Raw genomic sequence first — 25,217 nt, 5'->3', positions numbered from 1 at the left:
GAGGAGAACAACAAATAACTATTGAATATTGACTAGAGCAAAGGTAGTAAAATTTCAAATTTTGTACCGATGCCTAGTTTGGAAGAGAAATTGAGTTTACCGCCGTGTCTCGCCGTGATAATGCGATAACTAACGGCTAAACTTGTCTCTTTTTCTGTTCTTTTTTCTATAGAGAAATTTTCGCGGATTTGTTGTTGTAATTCCTCCGACATTCCTGTCCCATTATCCGCCACACAAATCGAAACCCAGCGTGAATCAAATTCGTTGGGTTTAGTAGCTGCTTGAGAAATAACTTCCGTTGTAATTTCTATAGTTGCTTGCTTCACATTTTGTCCACAATCGGGTTGCAATTGCCGCCGCACAGTTTCATCTAGTAAACTATCGACAGCGTGACTGAAAATATTCATCAATACTTGGTTTAACTGTCCTATAAAACAAGATACTGGGGGGATTTTTCCATAATTTTTAATAATAGTAATTTCGCCTTTCAAACGACTTTTAATTAAAATTACAATACTGTCTATAGAGGCGTGTAAGTCTACGGGTTTAGGATAAACTGCATCGATATGGCAAAAATTTTGTAGGCTAGTAACGAGTTTTTTTAGTCTTTCTGCACCGGAACGAGCGCTAGTTAATGCTTTAGATAAATCTTTTTCTAGATAATCAAATTCAATTTCTTCTTTAATATCATTTATTACCGCACAACCAGAGGGTAAACATTCATCATAAGCAGCTATTAACTTCAGTAAATCTTGGCTGTAGTTAGAAATATAAGTTAAGTTACCCCAAATAAAACCTACGGGGTCTAAAATTTCGTGTGCTACCCCATCTACTAACCGCCCCAGTCTCGCCATTTTATCGTTTTGAATCATTTGGGCTTGGCTGCGTTCGTAGCGTACTTGAGTTTCTATACCGCGAATTTGCCAAGCTGCAATATTCAATTCATGGGGATCTAGCAATCTGTAGGAATTATCTGCTGTTTGTACTACTAGAGGTTCTGCTAAAAATTCAGGCGATCGCCTTAATATCTGTTGCATGGCTGTCAAGATTGGTGTGGTATCAGCCAGCACTAAAACCGCTAAACGCGCATAACGATAGAGAACATCTAATGGTTCTTTAGCGAACAAATCTTGTCCGTAGGGACGCATCAAAAACTCTATCAACCTTCGTCGGGATATCATTCCCGTAAACTTTCCCTGTTCTAGCAAAATTACCCCTGGTAACAAGGGATATTTATCAAAATACTTCGCTACTTCCACACCAGTCAGGCTAATTTCCACCTGAAAAGTGTACATTGGTAGTTCTTGAATGGTGGAATCTAAACCTAAATCGCGATCGCTACCTCTAGATACGGTAGGTGGTGATACAAGGGGACAAAATTCTTGTGACACTTGAGACTCTGATAGATACAAGGACTGACAAGTAAATAAGCCAACATTCTAGCTTCCGAGCTTAGTACTGAAGCTAAATTTAGTCAAAGTAACACAAAAATATTTTCAGCGTAAATGCTTAAATATAAAATAATGTTACCACTGTGATTTTACTGAAGTCCCATAATCAATTTTTGGCAGATTGGGCTTGCAAGTTGAAAGTTTTTATAGTAAAAAATCAACCAAAGCAAAAAAAAATTGCCCCAAGGATCAAAAAGATTTACTTGTTAAGTTAGCAATGACAATAATTTATGGGAATACTCACAGCCAATAGCAGCCTAAAACCTTTACAAGTGCTATGTTATAAGGCTGATAACCGATTATCACAGTGATCCCCCGTTATTTAAAAAGTATGAATACTTGGTGAAAATGCCCGGAAGTTAACACTTTAAAGAGCTAATTGACAGTAAGTATAAATCTTAGGTAGTGAAAATTTATGTAACTTTATACCCAGTCTGCTAATATCGGAACTATTTACACAATAGAACAATCATAATAATGTTCATTGCCAGTAAATTCACCCATATAAACATGAATATGCGCTGGCTCGTCAGCATCAATACATTGCTTAAACTCAACTAGAATCCCAGAACTAACTTATTTGCCAAATTTTATCTTGATCTGTCACTAAATGTGTTTGATCCCCGTTTCTATAGAATGACTAGGCTTAACCTAAAAAATCCACAGCGCTTTTGACTGCGACACCCATGAATCAACTGAACAATGGTTTCACAATATTTCTGAGTTTGCTAGTCGAGGCGATGCCCTTTTTGCTGCTTGGGGTTTTATTCTCCAGTTTGCTGCTGTTTTTTGTAGATGAGCGCAAATTAGTAGAAAAAATGCCCAGAAATCCCTTATTAGGTGCTTTAGTTGGCAGTATGGTCGGCTTTTTGTTTCCAGTCTGTGAATGCGGAAATGTGCCAGTAGCGCGGCGCTTGCTGATGCAAGGAGTACCTACACCCGTAGCGGTTGGTTTTTTACTAGCAGCACCGACAATTAACCCGATTGTGATTTGGGCAACATGGACAGCATTTAGGGAACAACCAGAAATAGTAGTTTTACGTGTGATATTTTCGCTCTTAATCGCCACAATTATCGGTTTTGTTTTCAGTTTTCAAGCAGACTTAGAACCCATAGTCCAACCAGCGATCGCTCGTTATTTAAAATTTAATCCCCCAGCCAAACCAGAAACAAAACGCCGGGGTAAATACTCCACAACAAAAGACACGAATACCCCCAGTATGTTGCGTTCTGGGACTTATATTTTAGGTGGTCGAGCAGGTGGTGTGCCAACACGACTAGATGCTAACCTAGCCCCGACAAATGAAGCTAGCAGCAACAATAAACCGTTGAGAGATAAACTACGCCTGTTACTAGATAACAGCATCCAAGAATTGCGGGAGTTGGGTGCAGTCATGGTAATTGGGAGTGCGATCGCCGCAGCTATTCAAGTCCTAGCACCCCGTGAATTAATCCTCAGTCTAGGTTCTGGCCCGATTACCTCAATTCTCGTCATGCTGGTGTTAGCCGCAGTAGTATCCATCTGTTCTACTGTCGATTCATTTTTTGCCCTATCATTCGCCGCCACCTTCAGCAGTGGTTCATTATTAGCCTTTCTCGTCTTTGGGCCCATGATTGACATCAAAAGTGTCGGCTTGATGTTATCCATATTCAAACCCAAGACAATCTTCTACTTATTTGCCTTAGCAGGGCTACTGACATTCTTATTCACCCTTTTCATTAACTTGCACGTTATTTGATATTTCGTCAGTGGTCAGGTGTCCTTCGTTAGTTCTTCTTCTGACTATTGACCACTGACTACTGACCGAAGAGGCGGAGGGGCAGGGAGCGGGGAGCAGGGGGAGTAATCCCTGCCCAGTAGCCGTGAAGCGGAGCGGAACAGGGGTACAAGCCCCGTCCTTCTAGGACGCTTATACGGGGAGGAGTCCAAGCTCCGTCCCGGTCTTCCCCCTTGCCCCCTGCCCCCTGCCCCTTTTCCTCTTCTTGACCACTGACTATTGACTCATAACCAATGACTAAATCTCAAGTACCAAATAAACTGCTCTCTTGGCTGGATGTCTTGGCAATTACAGCCTGGGGCGTATTAATGCTGAGATATTGGCTGACTGGCAAGCTCAATTTATTAATTCACCCCAATTATTTTGGATTGGTGGTTGTAGCCGGTGTTGTCTTATTAATTATTGGCTTTGCCAAAGCTAAAGAACTTTGGCGCTTACGTCCTCGTGATGTCACCCCCAACCCCCAGCACATCACTTTTTTTGCTCCTGGTTGGGGTAGCGGCTTACTGCTATTCACAGCGATTTTAGGCTTGATTATTACACCGCAAGTATTTGCCAGTGATAAAGCACTCCAGAGGGGTGTGACAGATTTATTAACCACCTCGCGCCTACAACCCCAATCCTTCCGCGCCTCCGTGCGTCCAGAAGAGCGATCGCTTGTAGATTGGGTACGCACCGTGAATGTCTATCCCGAACCAGATTCATATACAGGTCAAAAAGCCAAGGTACAAGGATTTGTCATCCATCCCCCAGATATTGGCAAAGAATATATATTCCTCGCTAGATTTGTCCTCACCTGCTGCGCCGCCGATGCTTATCCTGTAGGTTTACCAGTTAAATTAGCAACTAATCAAGAACGGTATTCTCCCGACACTTGGTTAGAAGTAGAAGGAAAGATGACCACCGAAACCTTAAGCGGTAAACGTCAATTAACCATCGCCGCCACCTCCATCAAAAAGATTCCCCAACCAGCAAATCCATATAGTTATTAGTCAATAGTCCACAACGAACAACTGACAACGAACAACTGACAACTGACCAATGACTACCAAACCCTTTCTCCAACCACTAGATCGCGTGGCGATCGCTCTCATGTTAATTTTGAGTTTGTTGATTGGACTGCTAATCTTACAAGGTGATGTGGTTGCTTCTCGTGTACGCAGTTTTACATGGGAAAATCAACAAATCGGCGCAGAAGACACCTCTTTTGCTGTCACCTTTAGCCGTCCAATGGATATCAAAAGCGTAGAAGATAACTTAAAAATCGAACCGCCTTTAGCAGGGAAATTTAGTTGGGCGGGGAGACGGATGGTTTATACTCTGCTGACACCAGCTCCTTATGGGACGAATTATAAATTACAGTTGCAGGGCGCTAAAGATAGGTTTGCCGAAAAAGAAAAAACAAATCGGGTAATCCAGCCCTTTACTAGTCAATTTCGTACACGTGATCGCGTCATTCTCTACATTGGAGCCGATCAAGAAAACCAAGGACAGCTAGTACTGTACAACTTGTCTTTAGAACAGAAAAAGGTACTTAGTCCCAAAGACTTAGTTGTGATGGATTTTAAACCATTTCCCAATGGAGAAAAAATCTTATTCTCGGCTCGCGCTGCCAACAATCAAGACTTACTTTCAGCGCAATTGTACACAGTCACAACCGGAATCAGCACCAAATCTGATACACCAGCCGAACCAGCAGGGAAAATCGACTTAATTTTAGATAATAAAGACTATCAAAACCTGAAATTCGACCTATCCCCCAATGGCGAAACTATTGTGATTCAAAGGGGAAATAGAAACAACCCTAGTGACTTTGGTCTGTGGTTTATCTCCGCTACCGGCAACTCAGGACAAAGACCAGTCCCACAGCGTCTGCAAAGCCAGCCTGGGGGAGATTTCATGATTACCCCTGACAGTAAAGCCGTAGCCGTTGCCCAAGGGCAAGGAGCCGCCATTCTACCACTACAAAAAGATGCCAGCAAACCCCTAGATTTTCTGCCCCAATTTGGGCTAGTACAGGCATTCTCCAAAGATGGCTCTCAAGCAGCAATGGTGAAATTTAATACAGATTTCACAAAAGAATTATTTTTAGTCACAAATCAAGGTGTCCAAAAACCCTTATTGAAAACCACAGGTTCAATCCTCAGTTGCCAGTTTGATCCAGCCTTACCTACCCTCTATTGCTTGCTGACACAGCTTGTATCCCAAGAACAATACATAGAACAACCTTATTTAGTCGCAATTGACCTCAAAACAGGACAGCAAAAACCATTGCTGGTGTTACCCATAGAACAAAGAAACGTGCAGATGAGCCTATCACCAGATGGTTTAGGCTTGTTATTTGACCAAGTAGTTCCCCAGAGCAATCCTAATGCACCTGCAACCAGAGAATTAAAAACAGATGATGGTGAAGCGATCGCCACCAGTAATCTTTGGCTAATGCCCCTACTACCCATTTCTGACACAGCTATCAGTACCATCAGACCAGAAAAGCTACCCTTCATCGGATTTCATCCCCGTTGGCTACCGTGAAGCAGGAAGTGAGGGCAGGACTGTTTCATTCTGGGAAGAAAACTTGGTATTGGGAATCGTTAGCCTCGGATTAAGGATGTTGTTTTTGATGAAGATTTTTCCCAAATATATTGTCTTCAGTTGTCGGTACTTAGCGTAACCACGCTTCCTGCAATCACTTTCCAGTCGTTTTCAAATAGCTTCCAAACCCTGAGATAGCGGAATTTGCCATTAATTTCTTGCCCTAAATAATTTCCTCGTATCTCTACTGTGACGGCAACAACAACGTCGTCCACGACCACATTGAGTATTAGATCACTTGATTCAACTGTATGCAGGTTGATGTTTCCCGAACGGTAATTTTCCAGATCCATCGCTTTGGTTGCCGTTTCGCCACTTGGCCCGTTAAACAGAAGCTCATCGTGAAGCAGTTTATCCAAAAGTTCCACGTTATTTGTTTTCATCGCTGAGAGGAGATTTTTCTCGTTAGCAATGACCTGGGCTTTATGGGTGGCATCCATGCTGTTTATTGTTTCATTTGACCAGACAATGAAAGTTTAACATCACTGAGTTGGGTTAAAATCTATTGTCCGAGTTGAAAGAGTTGGGACTCTTGCTGGCAAACCTTTTTAGACTGAAACAGTCCTGGGGGTAAGGGGGTAGAAAAGAAAACTATTGACAACTGACCAACGACTCTTACCCTTTTCAATTTTTAACTTTTCTGAGCTAGGCATTTGATAAATTATATACAGAGACAGTATTTATCCCGCCTCTGACCTTGTACCAGCGAGCCACCTACCACATAACTGTTTATCAAAGCCAAGCAGCCTTAAACCTTTATTAGGTATCTGTACTGCGGTGCATACATTTGTAGCATTTGAACTTGAAACCCTCGTCAAGTCTAAGGTTGACGGGGTGCAAGCTCATAATGTTATAACGACATCAGTTACGTATGCAAAATAGGGAACACTGAATCAATGAATAATTACCCGTGTTAGGGGCAGTCTAACTTGGCTGATCCAACCCCCAAGCACTTGAAAAGTATCCTAGCGGTAGCCATGCTAGGCGTTTTTAAGTGGGTGGTTCAAGAGTGATGAATGAAGCTAACACCTCAAATAATAGGGCTGTGATGGAATCTCCTAATTCTTCTGCTAATTCACTACAACCGGAACAGACAAACTGTCCTTTCTATACAGTTGTGCCTTCTGAAAACACAACTAATGCCAAATTGCCCCTCCTGAATCCAGCAGAAGATGAGCAGGACGAGATCCAAACAACCGATTCTCCTCAAGATGCACAACAGCAGGATTGGGTGGTGGAACCTGATGGTGAAAAGCAAGCACAGGTAGAAACTGAATTTCAGAAGTTATTGGCATTGAATGAGGAATTGCAGGCGGCGAATAATCAGTTATACCAGCGAGTAGAACATTTACAAGATGACTTAGCTGAGTCAGAAAAGGCTTTACAGTGGCAGAAAAGACGCTCCAGTGTCACTGAGTCGATGCTCAATCAACAAGCTCAAGAACTAGCCGCAGCCCAAGAACAAATTCAATCACTGTTCCAACAGTTAGAAACTGCCGTCCAAACGACTCAACGTCAAGAAATTCTGATTGATAGTTATAAAGCCCAATTGCAAATTAGTCAACAGCGCATTGCTCAATTAGAACGAGAGTGTTCTTTATTACAAACTAACTATAGTGAACAGTCCCAACAAGTCGTCCAGTCAGAAAACGCTTGTCGAGAATTGCGTACTCGACTGATGAGACAGCAACGCCAGACCTTGCAATTTAAAGCGGCGCTGGAAAAATGTCTAGAGACATCCATTCCTAACTATGAATCTCCAGAGACGGATACTAGCAACACTCACAATACAGTCCCCCACAAAACCCGATTTGCTAGAAAAGCACGCTCTTTGTTTCCCAACGCCGAACCGATAAAACCTTGGTCAGCAGAAACAGATTCTCAAGAAGAGGATATTAATCAATCTTGGGAAGAGCCTAAAACACCACGCCCTTTCACCAGCGATTACTCCATGCCTAATCCCCCTTCTCTCTGGAACTGGCCAGTGAAGGATAAGGAGAAGGAAGATATACGAATAATCTCCCAGCCACCAGAACCCGCACCAAAAGAAGATGAGTCGCCTATTTCTCCTGAAGAGGCGCAATCTGTGGGTTCAGCAGAATTAGATCAGCAAATAGATAGTCTCATTCAAATGTTTTTCGCCTCCCAAGCTGGAGGTACACCAGCAACACCACCTGCATCCGAAGCAGTTATAGAAAGTCAGCCAGTGGACACAACTGTTTGGGAAACTTCGGCTACTAATGTCGAGGAAGAGGAAACACCAGAGCAGTTATGGGAACCAATGGTAGAAGTAAGCCCCTTTCCCACTAATTCCTCATTTTCTTTTACTGTCTCTCCCACTGAAAAAACTGCCGAAGTCCCAGAGCAGGATAATTCAGCCCCTTCACCGATGAATGAGGTGGAGTTTCCCATGACTGACTTAGCGCCAGATTCATTTGATGAGGTTGCTAACGATACTCAATCACCTTCACCTGTGGTTTATCCCCAGCGACCACGGAAGGGGCGTAAGTCTCTAGCGTCGGTGGAATTGCCGAATTTCAACAAGCCTAATGGTCAATATGGTCAATAGCTAATAGTCCACAGTCCAAAAACCTGGATTTTGACTATGGACTATTGACAAAAAAGCCAGAAAATTAGTCACACTGCGTCAGTCCTATTTGAATTTTGAATTTTGCGAAAAGTTCTGTAGGCGGGTTTCCCGCCGTAGGAAACTTTTCAAGACGAATTTTGAATTGGAGCGTTCGCGTAGCGTCTCGTAGAGAAGCGACTTGACTATGCGCCTTTGGCGATGCCGAAAGACTCTCCCTTTAATGTGATGTTAAATGGGGTGATGACAACTTCACGGGTGGGGGATGCTTCCACTCTACCAGCGATCGCAGCTGTTAAACCTTGCTCTTTTGCTAGCTGAACAATTCTCTCCCCATCTTGTTCTGTCTCTGTATAAAATGCAAACCCCGTACCATAATTGAATACGGAAAGCATCATTTCTTTCCCACCTTCTAGCTGACTTTCGACAAACTGAAAGATTTCGGGAACTGGTAATAATTTTTCGATCACATACCGTAGTGGTTTGGCTGAACGCATAAGTTTCTGCCATCCATGACCGGTGATATTTTCCATTGCGGTAGGACGAATACCCTCACTCAACACTGCCTGCACCAGTGGCGTGTAGAGATGAGAAGCCGCATTCATCGCCGCCCATAACTCCTGCCCACTGGGTAGTTTTGTTCTGTAGCCATCTGGGAGTGATTCGGCTAGTTTCCGCACTGGGGTAAAGCCATTTTCATGGAGTCCGGTACTTTCCACCAAAACGATCGCATTGCCTTCAGCCAACCGTGTACCATCAATAGGAGCCACACCAGGAGGCATGACACCAAATACAGAACCGGCAATATCTAGCCGCCCTGGAATCATCTTAGTTTTGAGTTGTGGCGTTTCCCCAGAAATGTAAACACAGCCAATGCGTTTGCATCCCTCAACTACACCATCCAGAAACCCATCCAAAAAGGCAGATGTGAAGACGGTTTCCGGGGTACTTGAGGGTAAATACAATCCCAGAAGTACCGTTTGCATCCCCGAAGATGCAGCATCATTGGTTAGACACGAGAGAATTTTGATGCCAATGTTCCACCAAAACCGTCGCAATTCCTCCTCCGAGAGGTCATCAGGACGGGCATCATCAGCAGTACCCAGACCTTCAGGAACAAGACTCACAAAAAGTTCTGGTGTTCCCGTTTGCAAATAGGGCGCTAGGTTGAAACTAAAGGCGTTAGCACTTCCCCCCAGCCCGGAAAGAGGTACTTTCCCATAGGCGGGTGCAAACTGCAATGTACGTTTTGCGGCCTCAATAAAGCGAAGCTTGGCCGCATCGAGAGTATTGTAATCGACTTGATCGAGTGCTTGAGTCATCAGAGTTAGTTTGTTGGGATGGGGGACTGGGGATTGGGGATTGGGGATTGGGGATTGGGGACTGGGGATTGGGGACTGGGGATTGGGAAAATTCTCCCCCTATACCCTTACACCCCTACACCCCTACACCCCTAATTCTTACCCCCTCGCCCCTTCTGGGTTGTGAATAACGGCTTCTGAGTTGAATTGTGCGAATTGCTGGGGCGATCGCGGTCTGCCTGTGGTGATAGCGTAGTTAATGGCTAATAGTCGCAGCCATAATGCCGGGTTGTTAGTTTCTAGCCAAGGTTTAATTTTTAGAACGAAGCGGGGGAACCATGCACTCAGTAAGGCGTTAACTAAGGCGTGGCGACCAAAGTTAAAATAATTCCCCAGCCATCTAACCAAATCTTTGGGGCCTGCTAGTTGCCAAATCCACAACAACAAGGCGGGATTTTTCCGGGCTGCTTTCAAGGCTAGGCGGTTAAAAGTCAACCAATCACACCTATCTTTAATGAAGTTATCTGCTACTTCTGGGGGTTCATCTGCCAGCAAGCCAAAGAAGGTGTTCAACATCGAGTTGATGCGTTGAGGGGCTAAAAATCGCCCGGTGGGAACCATCATACCTTTGGAAAAGAGCCAAGTGACAGAGACATTACTTTGATAGGCGCGAATCAGGTTCAAGTTACTGAACTTTAATAAATCATGTTTGAGGGCTACATCTAACAGGGTGGTCAGTCGTTCTAAGTTACGAACTAGGGAACCAAAACCAGTAAATACCAGGGGTGATTGCAGGGAAGCAGCATCACCGATCGCAATTAATCTATCAAAGGCAATGGTGCGATCGCTACTCCCCACACTGAAATGTCCTGGTATGTAGCCAAATGTCGGCTTTTTCCACACCAATTTGTCCATATCGCAACGGCGATACTCTGGCAAAATTGTGAAAAAGTCTTCGTACATCTCTAGCAATGAGCCAGGGTTTTGGGGGTTAACTTCGTGATAGTGAAACAAATAAATTGTCAGTTCTTCACCCGCACCGGGAAATAATTCCCAAATCAATTGCCTACCACGGGAAATATCACCGTGGCTATAAAGCACATCTCCATATTGGGAATCCCACACCCCTGGCTCAAATCCCCCGTCAACGACTGCGCCCACCGTGGGACAGACGCTATCAAATGCACGACCACCATTTAATTGCCAAGCAATGGGGGAAGCTGTTCCCATCGCATCTACTAACAGTCGTCCACTTATTTGCTTTTCTGTTTGGGTGGGCAAATCTTTGACTTTTACAACAACTTGTGTATCATTGACATCTGCACGGATAAATTCTGTCTCATCCCAAATATCGCCACCCGCAGCCTTGAGCTTATTCCCGCACATTTGCAACCATTTTTCCGAGTCTAAGGCTATGTTTAACACCGTGGGCGTGTGCAAGACAGGCGATCGCAATTTTGCTGGGTTATTGCCATCAAAAAACTTATTAAACCCGTCCTTATAATCCCGGACAATCACAGTTTCTAACTCAGCATTTGTCACTAAACCCAAGTTAATCAAACTTTGCAATTCATCACGAGAAATATTCCATTCCCGGTTCATCCGTCCAAAGGGCAAACGCTCCACCAACAACACCTTATACCCCAACTTTGCCATCACCGCCGCATGGATTACCCCCAATGCGCCACCAATATAGATCAGGTCATATTGGAGATTGGGCTTTTCCCGCTCCCAGTTCCCAGTCCCCCGATCGCTTTTCTGCGAAAACACCACCTGACGCGGCTGCTGAGGATTCCGAACTCCTTCACGCCATCGCTGTTCCCACCAATAAGCACGTTTCAGGTCATATTCCCCGTTGGGCATCTTTTGGAAATATTTAACCGTTAGGGGGTAATGGGGTGCTAGAGCCTCAAAAATTGATTGTTGGGATAAATCAATCGCTGGTGGTTCTGGATAGTGATGGGGAAAACGCTGGCGAATGGCTGTTGTTAAGCTTTGTAAAAGTTCCTTTTCTCCGGGTAATTGCTGATCTGCCCAACGAAAAACCTTGAGGTAAGTAGTTCTTTGGACTGACCACAAAAATATAGAAAATTCTTTAGGTAAATTTTCGGTAATTTTCGTGCTACTTGCTGTATATTTACTAGATATTTTCAGCCTACAACCATCTGGAGTCAGTATTTTCTCCCAACTGCCTGGGTCAAATTCTGTTTGTAGCCAACAGCGCACAACCGCCGTATCCGTGATTGGCACTTCTAAATAAAGGATTTCTTTCATGTTTTCCTGACATCTCCGTCAATCTACTCACCAAGACAGATATGCGAAAGGCAGTAAGTACGATAAACTCCGCCCTATCGGTTTCTATAAAGATTCGGTAAAGAATTTTTAATAATTTGTCAAACTTTTTTGTTCATTTGGAAATTTTATAAACCTACGCCATGAATTATCCCATTCCAGACAGCCCACAAGAAATTTTTGCTTTAAAACAACAGCGTGTAGATGAAGAATTAGTGGCCTCAGCGATCGCCGGAGTGATAAAAATAGTGCGATCGCAAGGTCAATCATTAGAAGACTTAACAGCCCAATTGCTAGCAGATGACCAATTACTAGACCAGCAACAACGTCGTTGGTTAAGTAAACTCGTGACCCAGGTATGGGAGAGCTTTACTTGAAGAGGCAGGGGAGGCAGGGGGAGAAAATTGTACAGACGCGATTCATCACATCTCTGACAATTGTACAGACGCGATTCATCGCGTCTCTAACCAGACGCTTTTACTGCCGCCTCTGCTTGGGCGTGTAATAACAGACCATATTCCAAACCTTCGACAACCGCTTGATAGGAAGCTGCCAAGATGTTGGGTGAAACGCCAACAGTTGTCCAGCGTTGATAACCATTACCTGATTCCACTAAGGCACGGGTTTTGGCAGAAGTGCCTGTGTGACCGTCCAGAATCCGCACTTTGTAATCTGTTAACTCAAAGGTGGCAAGTTGGGGATAGAAGTTGACTAAAGCTTTGCGTAATGCCGCGTCTAAGGCTGCTACTGGGCCATTACCTTCGGCAGCTTCTAAAATGTTCTTACCATTCACCGCGACTTTCACCGTCGCTAAAGCATTAGTCATTTCTTTGCCTTCCACTAAATCACAGTGGACTTGAAAGCCTTTCACTTCAAAAAACTGCTGTCTTCCGCCCAAAGCTTCATACATCAGTAAAGCAAAACTCGCCTCGGCTGCTTCAAATTGATATCCTTCACTTTCTAACTCCTTGAGGCGCTGAAGAATTTGCTTGGCTTCTGGTGTCTGTTTGTCTAGTTCAATGCCAAAAGTCCGGGCTTTAGCTAACACATTACTAATCCCCGATTGTTCAGAAATCACAATCCGGCGACGGTTCCCTACTTGTTCCGGCTGAATGTGTTCGTATGTCAGGGGATTACGTTCCACGGCGGAGACATGAATACCTCCTTTGTGAGCAAAAGCCGAACGTCCCACAAAAGGAGCGTGTTCATCAGGGGCAAGGTTTACCACTTCACTCACAAATCGACTGGCTTCTGCTAGTTGCCCTAGCTGGTGTTCTGTGATACAGCTATACCCTAATTTCAGTTGTAAATTAGGAATTAATGAACATAAATTAGCATTCCCACAACGTTCGCCATAACCGTTGATAGTACCTTGTACCATCGTTGCCCCTGCCATCACTGCTGCTAAGGCATTGGCAACAGCCATATCTGAATCATTATGAGTATGAATACCGATTTGGGGGATTGGTAATTGGTAATTGGTAATTGGTAATTGGGTTAAATCTTCCCCAGTCCCCAATCCCCAGTCCCTAGTTGCTTTGACAACATCCTGCACAATCTGACTAACTTCGTGAGGTAAAGTACCGCCATTCGTATCACAGAGGACTAACCATTCAGCGCCGGCTAACATCGCCGCCTTGAGGGTCTGTAAAGCATAATCTCGGTTGTGCTTATAGCCATCAAACCAGTGTTCAGCATCATAGATCACGCGTCGCCCTTGAGAGCGAAAAAACTCGATAGTATCGCGGATCATCGCTAAGTTTTCTTCTAAAGTAGTTTTTAGACCTGTTGTGACGTGTAAATCCCAGGATTTGCCAAAAATTGTCACCCAGCTAGAACCCGCAGCTAGGATATCTTGCAGCATTGGTTCATCTGCGGCATGAGTATGAGGGCGGCGAGTTGAACAAAATGCAACAATTTGTGAAAGTTTAAGCGGATCTTCTTGAAGTTGCCAGAAAAATTGAACATCCTTAGGGTTGGCTCCTGGCCATCCACCTTCAATGAAGGGAATCCCTAGTTGATCGAGTCTGTGGGCAATGCGTAGCTTGTCTTCTGTAGAAATTGATAGCCCCTCGCGCTGAGTGCCATCCCGTAGTGTGGTGTCATAAAGCCAAATGTGGGGAGAGGGATTTTTGGTCATAAGACTAAGACTTTGGAGACAACTTTAAAGGCAATGTGCCAAGATACAACAAAACGCCAGTTTGCTGATTAAAATATGCCTAAGGTATTAGCTCAGGGTAAAACAATTGAGTGCAACAACGGAGAAAATTTACGCAAAGTTCTGCTAAAAAGTGGTATTGACCTCTACAATAGCGGTGCTAAGGTAATAAACTGTCGGGGTATTGGTAGTTGTGGTACCTGTGCTGTCCAAGTAGAAGGTGAAGTGTCTGTGGCGAATTGGCGAGATCAAGCACGGCGATCGCTTCCTCCTCATTCTCCTACAAAAGACCTGCGTTTAGCTTGTCAGACTCAGGTATTAGGTGATGTAAAGGTAACAAAATTTGACGGATTTTGGGGTCAAGGTTCTCAAGTAGTGTGGCAACCAGAAGGTTAGGTTAACAAGGAGAAATCAAGATGGGTAGATGGACACCGCTAATTCTTATGGCCGGAGGCTTGGCAATTCTCATGGGAACATTGCTAGGTATTAACTTCCCAATGGGTGGCCAGCAACAAACAGCTAGTAACAATACTTCAACTAGTAATAATGCTCCAGGGGGCAAAGCATCGAAAGTACTCCCAGCTAACATTAATGTTAATAGCTCCTCAGCCAATCGCAATCGCACCAATGCTACGACAAATGAAAACAGACCCAGTGTAGCGCAAGATAATTTCAACACTAGTACTGACCCTGAAGAAAGAGGCACCAGCAATCAGGACGAGCGTAGATCGACTGGTAATAGAACCAGTGTGGCTCAAAATAACAATTCCACCGATTCATCATCTCCTGACAATACACCAGAACCTAGTACTACAGAAGTTCAATCAAGAGACACCGTATCTGGTGACACAAACGAAACAAAAGAACCAATTCGTGCTTTGTGGTAATGAAGTGCTGAGTCCTAAGTGAACAGTACTGAGTATTTAGTCAACAAAATTAATCCCTAGTCCCTCACCACTTGTACTAGTCGTTGGTTACAAGTTATGAGTTATTAGTTATGTACTAATGGTAAATAGCTAATATATAAATACTAATGACTAATGACTAGGGACATTGTAATTATTGGTGGCGGCGTTATTGGTTTGGCGATCGCCGTTGAACTTAAGTTGCGCGGGACAAAAGTTACCGTGCTTTGTCGTGATTTCCCAGCAGCAGCAGCTCACGCCGCCGCCGGGATGTTAGCCCCGGATGCCGAGGAAATCACAGATGAGGCGATGAAGTCGCTATGTTGGCGATCGCGTTCTTTATATCCAGAATGGACAAGCAAGTTAGAAGATTTAACGGGTTTAAACACTGGTTACTGGCCTTGCGGCATTCTAGCGCCAGTTTATGAAGGGCAGGAGCGCCAGGATGTAAGAATTCAGGAAAATAAGGGAGAATCACCCGCTTATTGGTTAGAAAAAGCCGCTATTCATCAATATCAACCAGGATTAGGTGAGGATGTGGTTGGTGGTTGGTGGTATCCAGAGGATGCCCAAGTGAATAATCAAGCACTAGCGCGTGTGCTGTGGGCGGCGGCGGAAAGCCTTGGTGTGGAACTCAAAGACGGAATTACAGTAGAAGGATTATTACAACAGCAGGGACAAGTAGTAGGTGTCCAAACCAACACCGGTATCATTCAGGCCGAACACTATGTTTTAGCCACAGGTGCTTGGGCAAATGAATTATTACCCTTACCCGTAACCCCTCGTAAAGGGCAAATGTTGCGTGTGCGTGTACCGGAATCTGTACCGGAATTGCCTTTAAAGCGGGTTTTATTTGGCGAAAATATTTACATTGTACCGAGACGAGATCGCTCTATTATTATTGGGGCAACGAGTGAAGATGTCGGCTTTACCCCCCACAACACCCCCGCCGGCATTCAAACTTTACTGCAAGGCGCAATTCGTCTCTATCCTCAGTTACAGAATTATCCCATTCAAGAATTTTGGTGGGGCTTCCGTCCAGCCACTCCAGATGAATTACCCATTTTAGGAACTAGTCACTGTTCCAATTTAACCTTAGCTACTGGTCACTATCGCAACGGTATCTTACTAGCACCAATAACCGCCGCACTCATAGCCGATTTCATCGTAGAACAAAAATCTGACCCCCTACTGTCCCATTTCCACTATTCACGCTTTCAAACACAGGCATCTACCACCCCCATGTTTACCCACTCCGCCAACTTCTCCAACGGACACGCCAAAAACCCTCCACTCCCCACTCTAGACTCATCCCTCATCATCGCAGGCAAATCCTTTCATTCCCGTTTGATGACGGGAACAGGCAAATATCGCAGCATAGAAGAAATGCAGCAAAGTGTTGTTGCTAGCGGTTGCGAAATTGTCACGGTGGCGGTGCGACGAGTCCAAACCAAAGCCCCAGGACATGAAGGTTTAGCCGAAGCCTTGGACTGGTCGAGAATTTGGATGTTGCCGAATACAGCTGGCTGTCAAACCGCAGAAGAAGCCATTCGGGTAGCGCGTTTGGGGAGAGAAATGGCTAAGTTATTAGGTCAGGAAGATAATAATTTCGTCAAGTTAGAAGTTATACCAGACCCTAAATATTTACTTCCCGACCCCATTGGTACATTACAAGCCGCCGAACAACTAGTGAAAGAAGGTTTTGCCGTCTTACCTTATATCAACGCTGACCCCATGCTAGCCAAGCGGTTAGAAGATGTCGGTTGTGCTACAGTCATGCCTTTAGCGTCACCCATCGGCTCAGGACAGGGTTTAAAAACCACCGCCAACATTCAAATTATCATCGAAAACGCCAAGATCCCAGTCGTGGTAGATGCTGGCATTGGTGCGCCCTCAGAAGCCTCCCAGGCGATGGAATTAGGGGCAGATGCCCTATTAATTAATAGTGCGATCGCCCTTGCTCAAAACCCAGCCGCAATGGCTCAAGCCATGAACCTCGCAACAGTTGCCGGTCGTCTAGCCTACCTCGCAGGTAGAATGCCCATTAAAACCTATGCCAGTGCTAGTTCACCGGTCACAGGTACGATTAGTTAGTAGTCAGTGGTCAGTGGTCAGTGGTCAATAGTCCATAGTCAATAGTCCATAGTCAATAGTCCATAGTCCATATTGATCGCTTTGGGCTGTTGACCAATAAGTAATGACAATCGACAATCGACAACTGACAACTGACAACTGACAACTGACAACCGACAACCGACAACTGACAACTGACAACTGACAACCGACAACTAACCAAATGTAACGATTTATCTCTAATTGTGTAAGTAAAAGATATAGGTCTTTATAAGATTAAATAAAATAATCAGAGCTAAGGAAATAATTCATGCCCTATACAAACGAAGAAGGCGGACTTCTAAATAACTTTGCCAGGGAGCCAAAAGTTTATCAAGCTGAACCTCCCACAGCAGGGCAAAAGCGTAATTACGTTATTTTAGGAGTCGCCGCCACAATTTTGGTTGGCGGTTTGATTTTCGTCGCCTTCTCTGTTTCCAGCCTCAGTTGAGCATAAAACATTTAACAAATTTATTTATTATTACTTCAGGTTCTAAATTTTTTGAGAACCTGTTTTTATTTTTTATGGTCAAAATACTTCTATGTAATTGTACGCAAATTTTAATAAGTATAACAATCCTGAATTTATCCTGAGCAGTGTATCAACCTCCTGATTATAGTTAGGACTTACGCAGTCAGATTATTGACTGTTAGTAGAAACAGAGAAAGATGAATCAATAAGATAAAGATTTCCCTAATCCCCAATCCCCAATCCCCAATCCCCAATCCCCTAATCCCCAATAGTACTCGGCTCTTAAGCCACCATGAGCGTGAATGATACTGGACACTCCGATAATTCTGCTTGGAATAGGCAAGTCTATCACCGTCTCAAACTTGCCCTTAGTCTTGGTTTGCGACGACAACTTTTCTTGGCAGTATGTGACGATTTACACCTAAGAAATCAAGTAGCTGCGCGGTTACATTCTACTTTGGCCTATCCTGTCGGCCAGGTACTATATCAGCCATCAGATGGACAGGAAGCGAGTACATCGGCTTATCCGAGACTAGTTACTTTGCGGCTGAATTTAAATGAACCTAATCCTATTGCTCAAATTAATCAGTGGTTGGCTAATTATCCGCCGCCAATTGTAGGCGCATCAAAAGATAACCCTGGAAAACCTTTACCCATACCCACATTTCAGCTTGTGGGTGTGGAACAACTCACCAAACAAACAGTAGCCAGTCAGCGTTTATTTCTACATTATCTGCGCTTAAGTGAACAGTTTTTTGCTGCTCAAGAATCCAGCCGATTTCTTGAATCTAGTGTATTGTTATGGGTGTCGCGTCCTTGGTTATCAGCTATTCAGCAATCAGCGCCGCAGTTTTGGCGTTGGCGGACTGGTGTATTTGTATTTGCCGGCGAACCTACTCCAACAACTCAAAATTCAGGTCATCCAGAACGTTTTTCCAATTCTAGAAGCGTGAAATTAGGTAATCTTGAACAGTCTGTACTAGACGAATTAAGTATGGAAGGTGAGGTGAGAAGCCCATCTACCACAGAGTTTAACTTTGGGGATGAAGTAGACTTACCTTCAGAACTACCGGGGAATCATCCACAACCAAAAGAAGAAACCCCTCCGTTAATTTCGGAATTACCCCCGACTCAGCAAAAGCCGCAGGAACTTACAGTTAGGTCTAATGCTGCTAATAGTTCATCAATTTTGTCTTTGTCTCATGTCAGCCAAGAATTAACGGAGTTAGTGCTGGCAACAATTAATACAAAAATATCATCAGAAGCAGAGGATGACTGGCAACCACAGGAACTGCTGTTGGAGATTGAGGAATTACACACACAATCAGTTAGTGGGGAGATACTGGCGGCGGCTTATCATCAGCTAGGAAATTTGTATCGTCTGCGAATTGAGCGGGGACAGTCAACTTTAGAAGACTTGATGGTAGCAATTATTGCTTATCAAGAGTCTATTAGCTATGACGAAAATTCCCCACAACTGCCCGATATCTTAAATGACTTGGGTACTCTCTATTGGATGCTTTATCGCACACCACCCAATTTAGAGGAGGGGCAAACTTATATTGAGCAAGGAATCGAATTTTATGAGTTAGCGTTAAAAATAATTTCTCCAGAAACACACCCTGATACTTATGCACGAGTGCATAATAATTTGGGGACAGCCTATGGAGATTTGGCGCGGTTTGCCAATCCGGCGGAGAATTGGCAACAGGCAGTTGTATCTTATGGCGAAGCTTTACGCCACCGGACTGTGGAATTAGATCCTTTAAAGTATGCTGCTTGTCAGAATAATTTAGGCACGGCTTATTGGCATTTAGCTCAGTATAATCAGCCGGTGGTGCATTTGAAAAAGGCGATCGCCTCCTACAAACAATCACTAGCTCACTACAACCCCCAAGATGAACCCCTCAAATATGGGATGATTCAAAATAATGTCGGTACTGCCTACTGGAATTTGGCGCAGTACGAACAACCAGGGGAAAATCTCCAGTTAGCCATTGATGTCTACAGAGAAGCTTTAAAATATCGCACGGCGGCAATGGTTCCTAATGCTTGTGCCGCAACTCACAATAATTTAGGTACGGCTTATTGGCATTTGGCTAATTTACCGCAAACTACTAAAGATATTAGGCAGAAGTTATTGACCTTATGTATTAATGCTTATGAAGAGGCGATCGCTCTCGCCCATTCCTTGAGTAGTGTATCTTTAAGCTTTGATTTATTTGCTACCCACAATAACTTGGGACTCGCCCATTATCAGTTAGTCACTGATAATTATTTTAGTGGAGATAAAAGCAGGCGATCGCATCATCTGGAAGCGGCTTTAGATAATCATTTACAAGCCTTAAACGGTTTAAGTAAGCAACCAGAGGCTTATCAAGCAACTTTTGCTTATGTAGTCAAAACAATTCGGGCTTTTCACAATGAATTAGGTTTTCAAGGGCAAAATTTGGCTTTGTCTAAAGTTCCTGGTCATTTGTTACCGGAAATTTTACCCAAGTTATAGTTTTGTGAAAAATTGCCAATAATTTCTGTATTTATACATAATTTAATGTGGAATTTTATGTATTAAATGCTTAACAAGTTATACGTAAAATGATTTAATTTTTTATTACATTACCCCGAAAGCTGAAATTAACTAGCAGCAGTAATTTTTCATCACATTGTTAAATACAACAGAAATATTATCTTCAGAGAATCTTAGTAAATATGTAATTGCTTTTGTTACAAAGATTATATTTGTCATAAATGCGTGATTGCCGAAAACAGAAAGCATTTACAGCAAATGAGAAAGCAATATCTCTAATTGCTTGCGGAAAACACCAAAATGAATACGCGATTTACCAAAATGAGAAAGCATTTACAGCAAATGAGAAAACAATATGCTTAATTGCTTGCGGAAAACACCGAAAACAGAAAGCATTTAAGCCAAATAAGAAAGCGATATGCTTGATTACTTTCTCAAATCAAAATTAAAGTGACCAGCCTGTAAGTTAAAGCCTTTGCTTAACCTGTGGGTGTTCAGATACCCAACTTTTTTAAAAAGTCGGGTATCTATGACTAATAAGGTGTTTGCCGGACTATTAGTAGGGTGCGTCAGTGCCATATAACCTAGCTATACTCTAATACGGTTCAGTTAAGAGAATGGTAGGTTGGGTGGAGCGATAGCAGAACCCAACAAAGTCTTGAGAATGTTGGGTTCCGTTCCTCCACCCAACCTACACCGCTCTAAGTTGTTACTAGGGACTGGCTTAAAAGTCTTGTTGTGTCTAGGTTGTATCATCTATTGATGTCCTAACACTACTGGCGACAGCCATAATTGATCAATCGAATGTAATCATTTCCTGTCCACCCCTAAACCCCTACACCCTTACACCCCTAAACCCCTACACCCCTAAAATAAAAAATCCTCAATGGCGGTGAAAATAGCTGCTGGGTATTCCTCATGCAGTCCTAAAGAACCGGGAACTACAGCGCTTTGCACACCGGGGATTGCAGCTACAGCGTCCATTTCTTCTCGTGATTTGGGTGGACTTGATGCACCGATAATTACCATCAGGGGTACAGATAAAGACTGGACTAGTCCGAGGAAATCAGATTGATTGTGTACAGCGTCAATATTGCCTGTGACAAAAGCCGCAGAAGCAAATCTGGCTCCTGGTTTTTGAGTTGTTTGCCACTTTTTATCGATAAAAGCGGGTGTGAGTCTATCCGCGTCTGTGAAAACATGACGGCGGTACATGAAATTTAAGAATGAGGGTGTAGTGTTGAGTTTGTAGAGGATTTGTCCAACAATGGGCGATCGCACTAATCCCCTCACGATACCAGCTACCTGCTGACTTGCCCCCATCGTTGGCAAGGGGCCGCGCCATGTGGGTGCGACTAAAACAATCTTTGAGAAAGCATCTGGCTGTTTTTGTGCTAGTCGCAACACATAACTAGCCGCATGACCAGCCGCTAACACAGTAATTGGGGTAGAAAAAACAGCCTGAACAAAATCTTCTAAAAATCGCTGATAAATTTCTGGTCTGTAATCTAAACTGGGGCGAGAAGATTCTCCAAATCCTGGCCAGTCTACTGCGACTACTTGGAAATGGGGAGCTAGTAACCTAGCCATTTCACCCATTTCCAAACGGGTAGATACGCTGCTAAAAGCTGGTAATAGTAAAAGTGGTGAACCTTGACCAAGGGTTTCATACACCACCCGTAATGGTTGACCTTCCCACTGCCAGAGAAATTCATGAACTACTCCACCAAACCCAGTAGGATCAGAGGTGGATAACACATTGGTAGACATAATTTTTCCATCATCAGCCCTATGGTTCTAACTTACATTCCAGCGCCTTTTTTTGCATGGTTTTAAATATGTTGTAAAATCCGTTGGCGCGGGAAGGTGTCAAGCTGACGTTTAAACCAGTGGCTTGGATGAAATCTGGAGTTAGTTGGACAATTTCTGTGGGAGTCAGTCCATTTAGCCCTTCAATGAGAAACGCAAGTAATCCTTTAGTTAATTGAGAGTCAGAGTCTCCCTCATACGCAACATGACCATCATTTAAGTGTGCGGTCACGTAAACTTGTGAAACACAACCAGGAACTTTATTTTCCGGGACTTTACCAGTTTCTGGGAACTCTGGCAGCTTTTGAGCATACCAAATCAATTGTTCATAACGGCGCTTCGGGTCGGTAGCACGTTGAAAGCGTTGGACAAGTTTAGCAAGTGCAGGTGGTAAAGAATCTAAACTAGAGGACATAAAAGCATCTGCAAATAATCGGTCTCACCTTGAGTTTAGATTATCTGATTGGTCAATGGTCAGTTGTCAGTTGTCAGAGACGCGATTAATCGCGTCTGTACAATTGTCAGTTGTGAAGCAGTGCGTTGGGGAGACAGCGCTGTGGGCGGCTTTGCCGACTTGAAGCGACTGTCGTCGGGTTCCCCGACTTAAAGCAACTGCCGTTCCCCGGAGGGGTTCTCGGAGAGTACCCGTAAGGGTCAGTTGTCATTAGTTTTTCTACTGTATCCTTTCACTTAGTCCTAGTTTTCGTTAAATCAATGCTAATTTTGCCGCCAAAATCGGGAATGGGTGCGGCGGGTTTGGTGAGTTTAACTTGGACTTGTGTTACCTCATGGCACTGCTGGATAATAGAATCAGCGATCGCACCAGCTAAACGCTCTATTAAAGCAAACTTAGAGGTTTTCACCAAGTCTTTGATTAAGCTAATGACGCTGCGATAATCAAGAGTATCGGCTATCTCATCACTCTTAGCAGCTGCGGATAAATCTAACCATAACTTGACATCCACCTCAAACCACTGTCCTAACACCTGTTCCTCTGGCAAGTAGCCGGTGTAGCCATAGCAGCGAATCTCCGTTAAGTGAATGCAGTCCATCTAAATCCCCACCTTTGCATAGAATTTTCCCCAGAAGGATTTTATAGCAAAGTGCTAAGTTTTCTTCTATCCTATTTCCGATGTTGCCTTGATTAGCTTCCTAATTAGCTGGCAATACTGCCTTCTCCTCACCAGACTCCGCCATCTTTTTCGGTGCTTCGTCTTCAAACAAAATTAAGTCAAACCAAAAAGTAGTACCTACCCCTACTTCACTGACTAGGTTTACTTTACTGCGGTGTCGTTCCACAATATTTCGCACAATCGACAACCCTAAACCTGTGCCTTCTAAAGTGTGAACTCTGTTTTCTACCCGGAAGAAACGGTCAAAAATCGCTTGTTGGTCTTCTGGGGCAATACCAATACCTGTGTCAGCAACTTCTATCCGCACTTGGGTAGGCTGATTGGGGGAATTGGATTTAGTGTGTAATACGTAGGTACGGATGGCTATTTTACCACCGGAGGGAGTGAATTTGAGGGCATTGCCGACCAAATTAGCTAAGACTTGTAATAGTAAATCATAATTCCCTAAGACTAGTGGCAAGCCAGGGGCAACATCTTGAATGAGTTCGATACCTTTATCTTTAGCGTTGAGTTGATAGGTACGTAGTGTCTGTTCAATAGCTTGGGCTAAGTCTACACCATCGAAACTGTAGCTACGACCAGATTCCAACTTAGATAAATCTAAAACATCATTAACAAGACGAGTTAGGCGATCGGTTTCATGATTAACTGTTTGCAGAAACTCCTGGCGTTCTTCTATGCTCAAGTCTTCGCCGTAGTCGTGGAGGGTTTCAATAAAAGATTTGATATTAAATAAAGGCGTTCGCAGTTCGTGGGAAACGTTGCTGATAAATTGGCTTTTGGCTTCGTTTAGTTCCACCTCACGGGTAATATCCTGCACCGTGATGGCAATACCTTTGATGCTTTCCCGTTGCAGATTGAGGACTGTAGTCAAAAGAATGCGAATTGTGCGGTTACTGGGTTGGTTGAGAGTCAGGCGAAATTCAGCGCTATCACATTCACCTGCTGCCATTTCGTATAGTGGTCTGGTGATTTCCATTTGTACCGTCGGCGGTAGGTGATGCAACACATTACTACCCACCACATCATCAGCACCTTCCCAGCCAAAAATGTGTCTGGCTGTGGGGTTAACTAAAATCACCTGCATATTGTTGTCAATCAACACAGCACCATCGGCAATGGTGGAAACTAAGGTTTCTAGCTTGGCTTTCTCGGCTGTTAGTTCCTCAATATTTTGCTCTTCATAGCGCTCTAGGCGCTCTGCCATTTCGTTAAAATTGAGAATTAACTCTCCTAATTCGCCTCCCAAGGGCAAATCAATACGCTGCTTAAAATTACCAGCCGCGATTTGTTTTACCCCTACCAATAATTCTTTAATCGGTTTGGTGATAGTCAAGGCATTAACCACCCCTGCCAAAATCACCATGACCCAAATCGTAATAAAAACCGCAATGGTGACATCGCGGGTAAAATTGGTGGAGATAACGGCTGTTTGGTTGGGGTTGATGCCAATAGCCAACACACCCAAGTATTTTTTATCGGCAATTAGGGGAATGAACACATCAGTCACCGTTCCATCTGGACTCATGTGTTGCCGTACCATTGGCTTTTCGCCGTCACCAGGGTACTCTTCTGGTAATTGTATGCGTCGCTCAATTGAGAGGGAGTTTTCTACCTCTGGTTCCCAAAAGGGAATGCCAAAAAAGATTTTCCCCGTTTCATCAGCGTAGAGCATATAACGCACACTAGAAGTGCTGCTGTAGAAGCGTTGGGAAAATTGGGCAACTTCAGTTAGATTATGGTCTGCAACCAGGGGTGCAACATTAGCAGCCAGAAGTAGACCCAAATCCCGCCCAAAACGGGTGTCATTCACTTGGGCATCTTGCTGAATTGTGTTTACCGCCCAAAAGGTGAGACCGCTCATCACCAGGGAAACCACCAAAGTGGCTGCGGCTAACAGTTTAGTCTGGAGTGTGAACTCTGACCACCAATTGGCGATCGCTTCTCGAATTGTTTTTAACAGCGCCAGCATCTCTAATAAAGTTGTTAGTAGCTTTGGTTATGAACCCCAACAACTTAAAAATTAACAGTTATTTTGGACATTAGTCATTAGTCAGTTGTCAGTTGTTAGTTGTTAGTTGTTATTACTCAACAGTTAAC

The 25,217-nt window shown here is 43.8% G+C and carries 20 protein-coding genes; 10 read left to right on the top strand and 10 right to left on the bottom strand.

What is annotated here, in order from left to right:
* Window positions 1-32 precede the first annotated feature (32 nt).
* Window positions 33-1,391 carry a sensor histidine kinase gene (locus tag ACM5QX_RS05595; protein WP_414752735.1) on the bottom strand — a complete coding sequence of 453 codons (1,359 nt, stop codon included), beginning with the start codon at window positions 1,389-1,391 and terminating at the stop codon, window positions 33-35.
* 746 nt (window positions 1,392-2,137) lie between these two features.
* Between ACM5QX_RS05595 and ACM5QX_RS05590 the strand changes: the two genes are divergently transcribed.
* The 3 genes from ACM5QX_RS05590 (at window position 2,138) to ACM5QX_RS05580 (ending at window position 5,761) form a co-directional block, all read left to right on the top strand.
* Window positions 2,138-3,190, top strand: coding sequence for a permease (locus ACM5QX_RS05590; protein ID WP_011319940.1), 1,053 nt, complete (start codon window positions 2,138-2,140; stop codon window positions 3,188-3,190).
* A 272-nt stretch (window positions 3,191-3,462) separates the two neighbouring features.
* Entirely contained in the window at window positions 3,463-4,221 is a 759-nt protein-coding gene (locus tag ACM5QX_RS05585) for a TIGR03943 family putative permease subunit (RefSeq protein ID WP_414752734.1), read from the top strand.
* 49 nt (window positions 4,222-4,270) lie between these two features.
* Complete coding sequence (locus tag ACM5QX_RS05580; RefSeq protein WP_414752733.1) at window positions 4,271-5,761, top strand: hypothetical protein; 1,491 nt, start codon at window positions 4,271-4,273, stop codon at window positions 5,759-5,761.
* A gap of 116 nt (window positions 5,762-5,877) precedes the next feature.
* Here ACM5QX_RS05580 and ACM5QX_RS05575 read toward each other — a convergent pair whose 3' ends face one another.
* Window positions 5,878-6,261, bottom strand: a complete 384-nt coding sequence (locus ACM5QX_RS05575) for a nuclear transport factor 2 family protein (RefSeq protein WP_011319943.1) — start codon at window positions 6,259-6,261, stop codon at window positions 5,878-5,880.
* A 572-nt stretch (window positions 6,262-6,833) separates the two neighbouring features.
* Here ACM5QX_RS05575 and ACM5QX_RS05570 point away from each other — a divergent pair.
* Entirely contained in the window at window positions 6,834-8,390 is a 1,557-nt protein-coding gene (locus ACM5QX_RS05570) for a hypothetical protein (protein WP_414752732.1), read from the top strand.
* A gap of 203 nt (window positions 8,391-8,593) precedes the next feature.
* Here ACM5QX_RS05570 and ACM5QX_RS05565 read toward each other — a convergent pair whose 3' ends face one another.
* Both ACM5QX_RS05565 and ACM5QX_RS05560 read right to left on the bottom strand, forming a co-directional pair.
* The gene (locus ACM5QX_RS05565) at window positions 8,594-9,730 is read right to left on the bottom strand and encodes an AIR synthase related protein (protein ID WP_414752731.1); all 1,137 of its coding nucleotides are present in this window, start codon (window positions 9,728-9,730) and stop codon (window positions 8,594-8,596) included.
* Between the two features lie 138 nt (window positions 9,731-9,868).
* Window positions 9,869-11,983: an NAD(P)/FAD-dependent oxidoreductase gene (locus tag ACM5QX_RS05560; RefSeq protein WP_414752730.1), complete on the bottom strand. Its 2,115-nt coding sequence runs from the start codon at window positions 11,981-11,983 to the stop codon at window positions 9,869-9,871.
* A 161-nt stretch (window positions 11,984-12,144) separates the two neighbouring features.
* On the opposite strand from ACM5QX_RS05560, the gene ACM5QX_RS05555 reads away from it, so the two are divergent.
* A complete protein-coding gene (locus ACM5QX_RS05555) occupies window positions 12,145-12,378 on the top strand; it encodes a hypothetical protein (protein ID WP_011319947.1) in 234 nt (77 codons plus the stop codon).
* A gap of 86 nt (window positions 12,379-12,464) precedes the next feature.
* On the opposite strand, the gene cimA is transcribed toward ACM5QX_RS05555, so the two are convergent.
* Window positions 12,465-14,141, bottom strand: coding sequence for a citramalate synthase (gene cimA / locus ACM5QX_RS05550; RefSeq protein ID WP_414752729.1), 1,677 nt, complete (start codon window positions 14,139-14,141; stop codon window positions 12,465-12,467).
* A 75-nt stretch (window positions 14,142-14,216) separates the two neighbouring features.
* Between cimA and ACM5QX_RS05545 the strand changes: the two genes are divergently transcribed.
* The 5 genes from ACM5QX_RS05545 (at window position 14,217) to ACM5QX_RS05525 (ending at window position 20,154) form a co-directional block, all read left to right on the top strand.
* Window positions 14,217-14,555: a 2Fe-2S iron-sulfur cluster-binding protein gene (locus tag ACM5QX_RS05545; protein WP_011319949.1), complete on the top strand. Its 339-nt coding sequence runs from the start codon at window positions 14,217-14,219 to the stop codon at window positions 14,553-14,555.
* A 20-nt stretch (window positions 14,556-14,575) separates the two neighbouring features.
* Window positions 14,576-15,046: a hypothetical protein gene (locus tag ACM5QX_RS05540; RefSeq protein WP_011319950.1), complete on the top strand. Its 471-nt coding sequence runs from the start codon at window positions 14,576-14,578 to the stop codon at window positions 15,044-15,046.
* Between the two features lie 153 nt (window positions 15,047-15,199).
* Entirely contained in the window at window positions 15,200-17,158 is a 1,959-nt protein-coding gene (gene thiO, locus ACM5QX_RS05535) for a glycine oxidase ThiO (protein WP_414752727.1), read from the top strand.
* A gap of 289 nt (window positions 17,159-17,447) precedes the next feature.
* Complete coding sequence (gene psb34, locus ACM5QX_RS05530; protein WP_011319952.1) at window positions 17,448-17,627, top strand: photosystem II assembly protein Psb34; 180 nt, start codon at window positions 17,448-17,450, stop codon at window positions 17,625-17,627.
* Between the two features lie 313 nt (window positions 17,628-17,940).
* Window positions 17,941-20,154: a tetratricopeptide repeat protein gene (locus ACM5QX_RS05525; RefSeq protein WP_414752726.1), complete on the top strand. Its 2,214-nt coding sequence runs from the start codon at window positions 17,941-17,943 to the stop codon at window positions 20,152-20,154.
* 630 nt (window positions 20,155-20,784) lie between these two features.
* Here the strand turns inward: ACM5QX_RS05525 and ACM5QX_RS05520 are convergent.
* The 5 genes from ACM5QX_RS05520 to nblS form a co-directional block, all read right to left on the bottom strand.
* On the bottom strand, window positions 20,785-20,931 hold the full coding sequence (locus ACM5QX_RS05520; protein WP_414752725.1) for a hypothetical protein: 147 nt from the start codon (window positions 20,929-20,931) through the stop codon (window positions 20,785-20,787).
* Window positions 20,932-21,042: 111 nt separating this feature from the next.
* Window positions 21,043-21,945: an alpha/beta fold hydrolase gene (locus tag ACM5QX_RS05515; RefSeq protein ID WP_414752724.1), complete on the bottom strand. Its 903-nt coding sequence runs from the start codon at window positions 21,943-21,945 to the stop codon at window positions 21,043-21,045.
* A gap of 19 nt (window positions 21,946-21,964) precedes the next feature.
* Entirely contained in the window at window positions 21,965-22,399 is a 435-nt protein-coding gene (locus tag ACM5QX_RS05510; RefSeq protein WP_011319956.1) for a SufE family protein, read from the bottom strand.
* Window positions 22,400-22,670: 271 nt separating this feature from the next.
* Window positions 22,671-23,036, bottom strand: a complete 366-nt coding sequence (gene folB / locus ACM5QX_RS05505) for a dihydroneopterin aldolase (protein WP_414752723.1) — start codon at window positions 23,034-23,036, stop codon at window positions 22,671-22,673.
* Between the two features lie 100 nt (window positions 23,037-23,136).
* Window positions 23,137-25,089 (bottom strand): two-component system sensor histidine kinase NblS, encoded by a 1,953-nt coding sequence (gene nblS, locus ACM5QX_RS05500; RefSeq protein WP_414752722.1) that lies wholly within the window; start codon window positions 25,087-25,089, stop codon window positions 23,137-23,139.
* Between the last annotated feature and the right edge of the window lie 128 nt (window positions 25,090-25,217).

It is taken from the genome of Anabaena sp. CCY 9910 (assembly GCF_963920875.1).
GTDB classification, from domain to species: Bacteria; Cyanobacteriota; Cyanobacteriia; order Cyanobacteriales; family Nostocaceae; genus Trichormus; species Trichormus variabilis.
Note: the sequence above shows the minus strand (reverse complement) of the source record. Positions and strands in the feature narration are given on the sequence as shown.

Coding starts and splice junctions, on each gene's coding strand:
- ACM5QX_RS05525 (WP_414752726.1), top strand. CDS start 17,941: ATGAGCGTGAATGATACTGGACACTCCGATAATTCTGCTTGGAATAGG.
- ACM5QX_RS05540 (WP_011319950.1), top strand. CDS start 14,576: ATGGGTAGATGGACACCGCTAATTCTTATGGCCGGAGGCTTGGCAATT.
- ACM5QX_RS05520 (WP_414752725.1), bottom strand. CDS start 20,931: ATGATACAACCTAGACACAACAAGACTTTTAAGCCAGTCCCTAGTAAC.
- ACM5QX_RS05580 (WP_414752733.1), top strand. CDS start 4,271: ATGACTACCAAACCCTTTCTCCAACCACTAGATCGCGTGGCGATCGCT.
- nblS (WP_414752722.1), bottom strand. CDS start 25,089: ATGCTGGCGCTGTTAAAAACAATTCGAGAAGCGATCGCCAATTGGTGG.
- ACM5QX_RS05575 (WP_011319943.1), bottom strand. CDS start 6,261: ATGGATGCCACCCATAAAGCCCAGGTCATTGCTAACGAGAAAAATCTC.
- folB (WP_414752723.1), bottom strand. CDS start 23,036: ATGGACTGCATTCACTTAACGGAGATTCGCTGCTATGGCTACACCGGC.
- ACM5QX_RS05555 (WP_011319947.1), top strand. CDS start 12,145: ATGAATTATCCCATTCCAGACAGCCCACAAGAAATTTTTGCTTTAAAA.
- cimA (WP_414752729.1), bottom strand. CDS start 14,141: ATGACCAAAAATCCCTCTCCCCACATTTGGCTTTATGACACCACACTA.
- ACM5QX_RS05565 (WP_414752731.1), bottom strand. CDS start 9,730: ATGACTCAAGCACTCGATCAAGTCGATTACAATACTCTCGATGCGGCC.
- psb34 (WP_011319952.1), top strand. CDS start 17,448: ATGCCCTATACAAACGAAGAAGGCGGACTTCTAAATAACTTTGCCAGG.
- ACM5QX_RS05570 (WP_414752732.1), top strand. CDS start 6,834: ATGAATGAAGCTAACACCTCAAATAATAGGGCTGTGATGGAATCTCCT.
- ACM5QX_RS05585 (WP_414752734.1), top strand. CDS start 3,463: ATGACTAAATCTCAAGTACCAAATAAACTGCTCTCTTGGCTGGATGTC.
- ACM5QX_RS05560 (WP_414752730.1), bottom strand. CDS start 11,983: ATGAAAGAAATCCTTTATTTAGAAGTGCCAATCACGGATACGGCGGTT.
- ACM5QX_RS05510 (WP_011319956.1), bottom strand. CDS start 22,399: ATGTCCTCTAGTTTAGATTCTTTACCACCTGCACTTGCTAAACTTGTC.
- thiO (WP_414752727.1), top strand. CDS start 15,200: ATGACTAGGGACATTGTAATTATTGGTGGCGGCGTTATTGGTTTGGCG.
- ACM5QX_RS05590 (WP_011319940.1), top strand. CDS start 2,138: ATGAATCAACTGAACAATGGTTTCACAATATTTCTGAGTTTGCTAGTC.
- ACM5QX_RS05545 (WP_011319949.1), top strand. CDS start 14,217: ATGCCTAAGGTATTAGCTCAGGGTAAAACAATTGAGTGCAACAACGGA.
- ACM5QX_RS05515 (WP_414752724.1), bottom strand. CDS start 21,945: ATGTCTACCAATGTGTTATCCACCTCTGATCCTACTGGGTTTGGTGGA.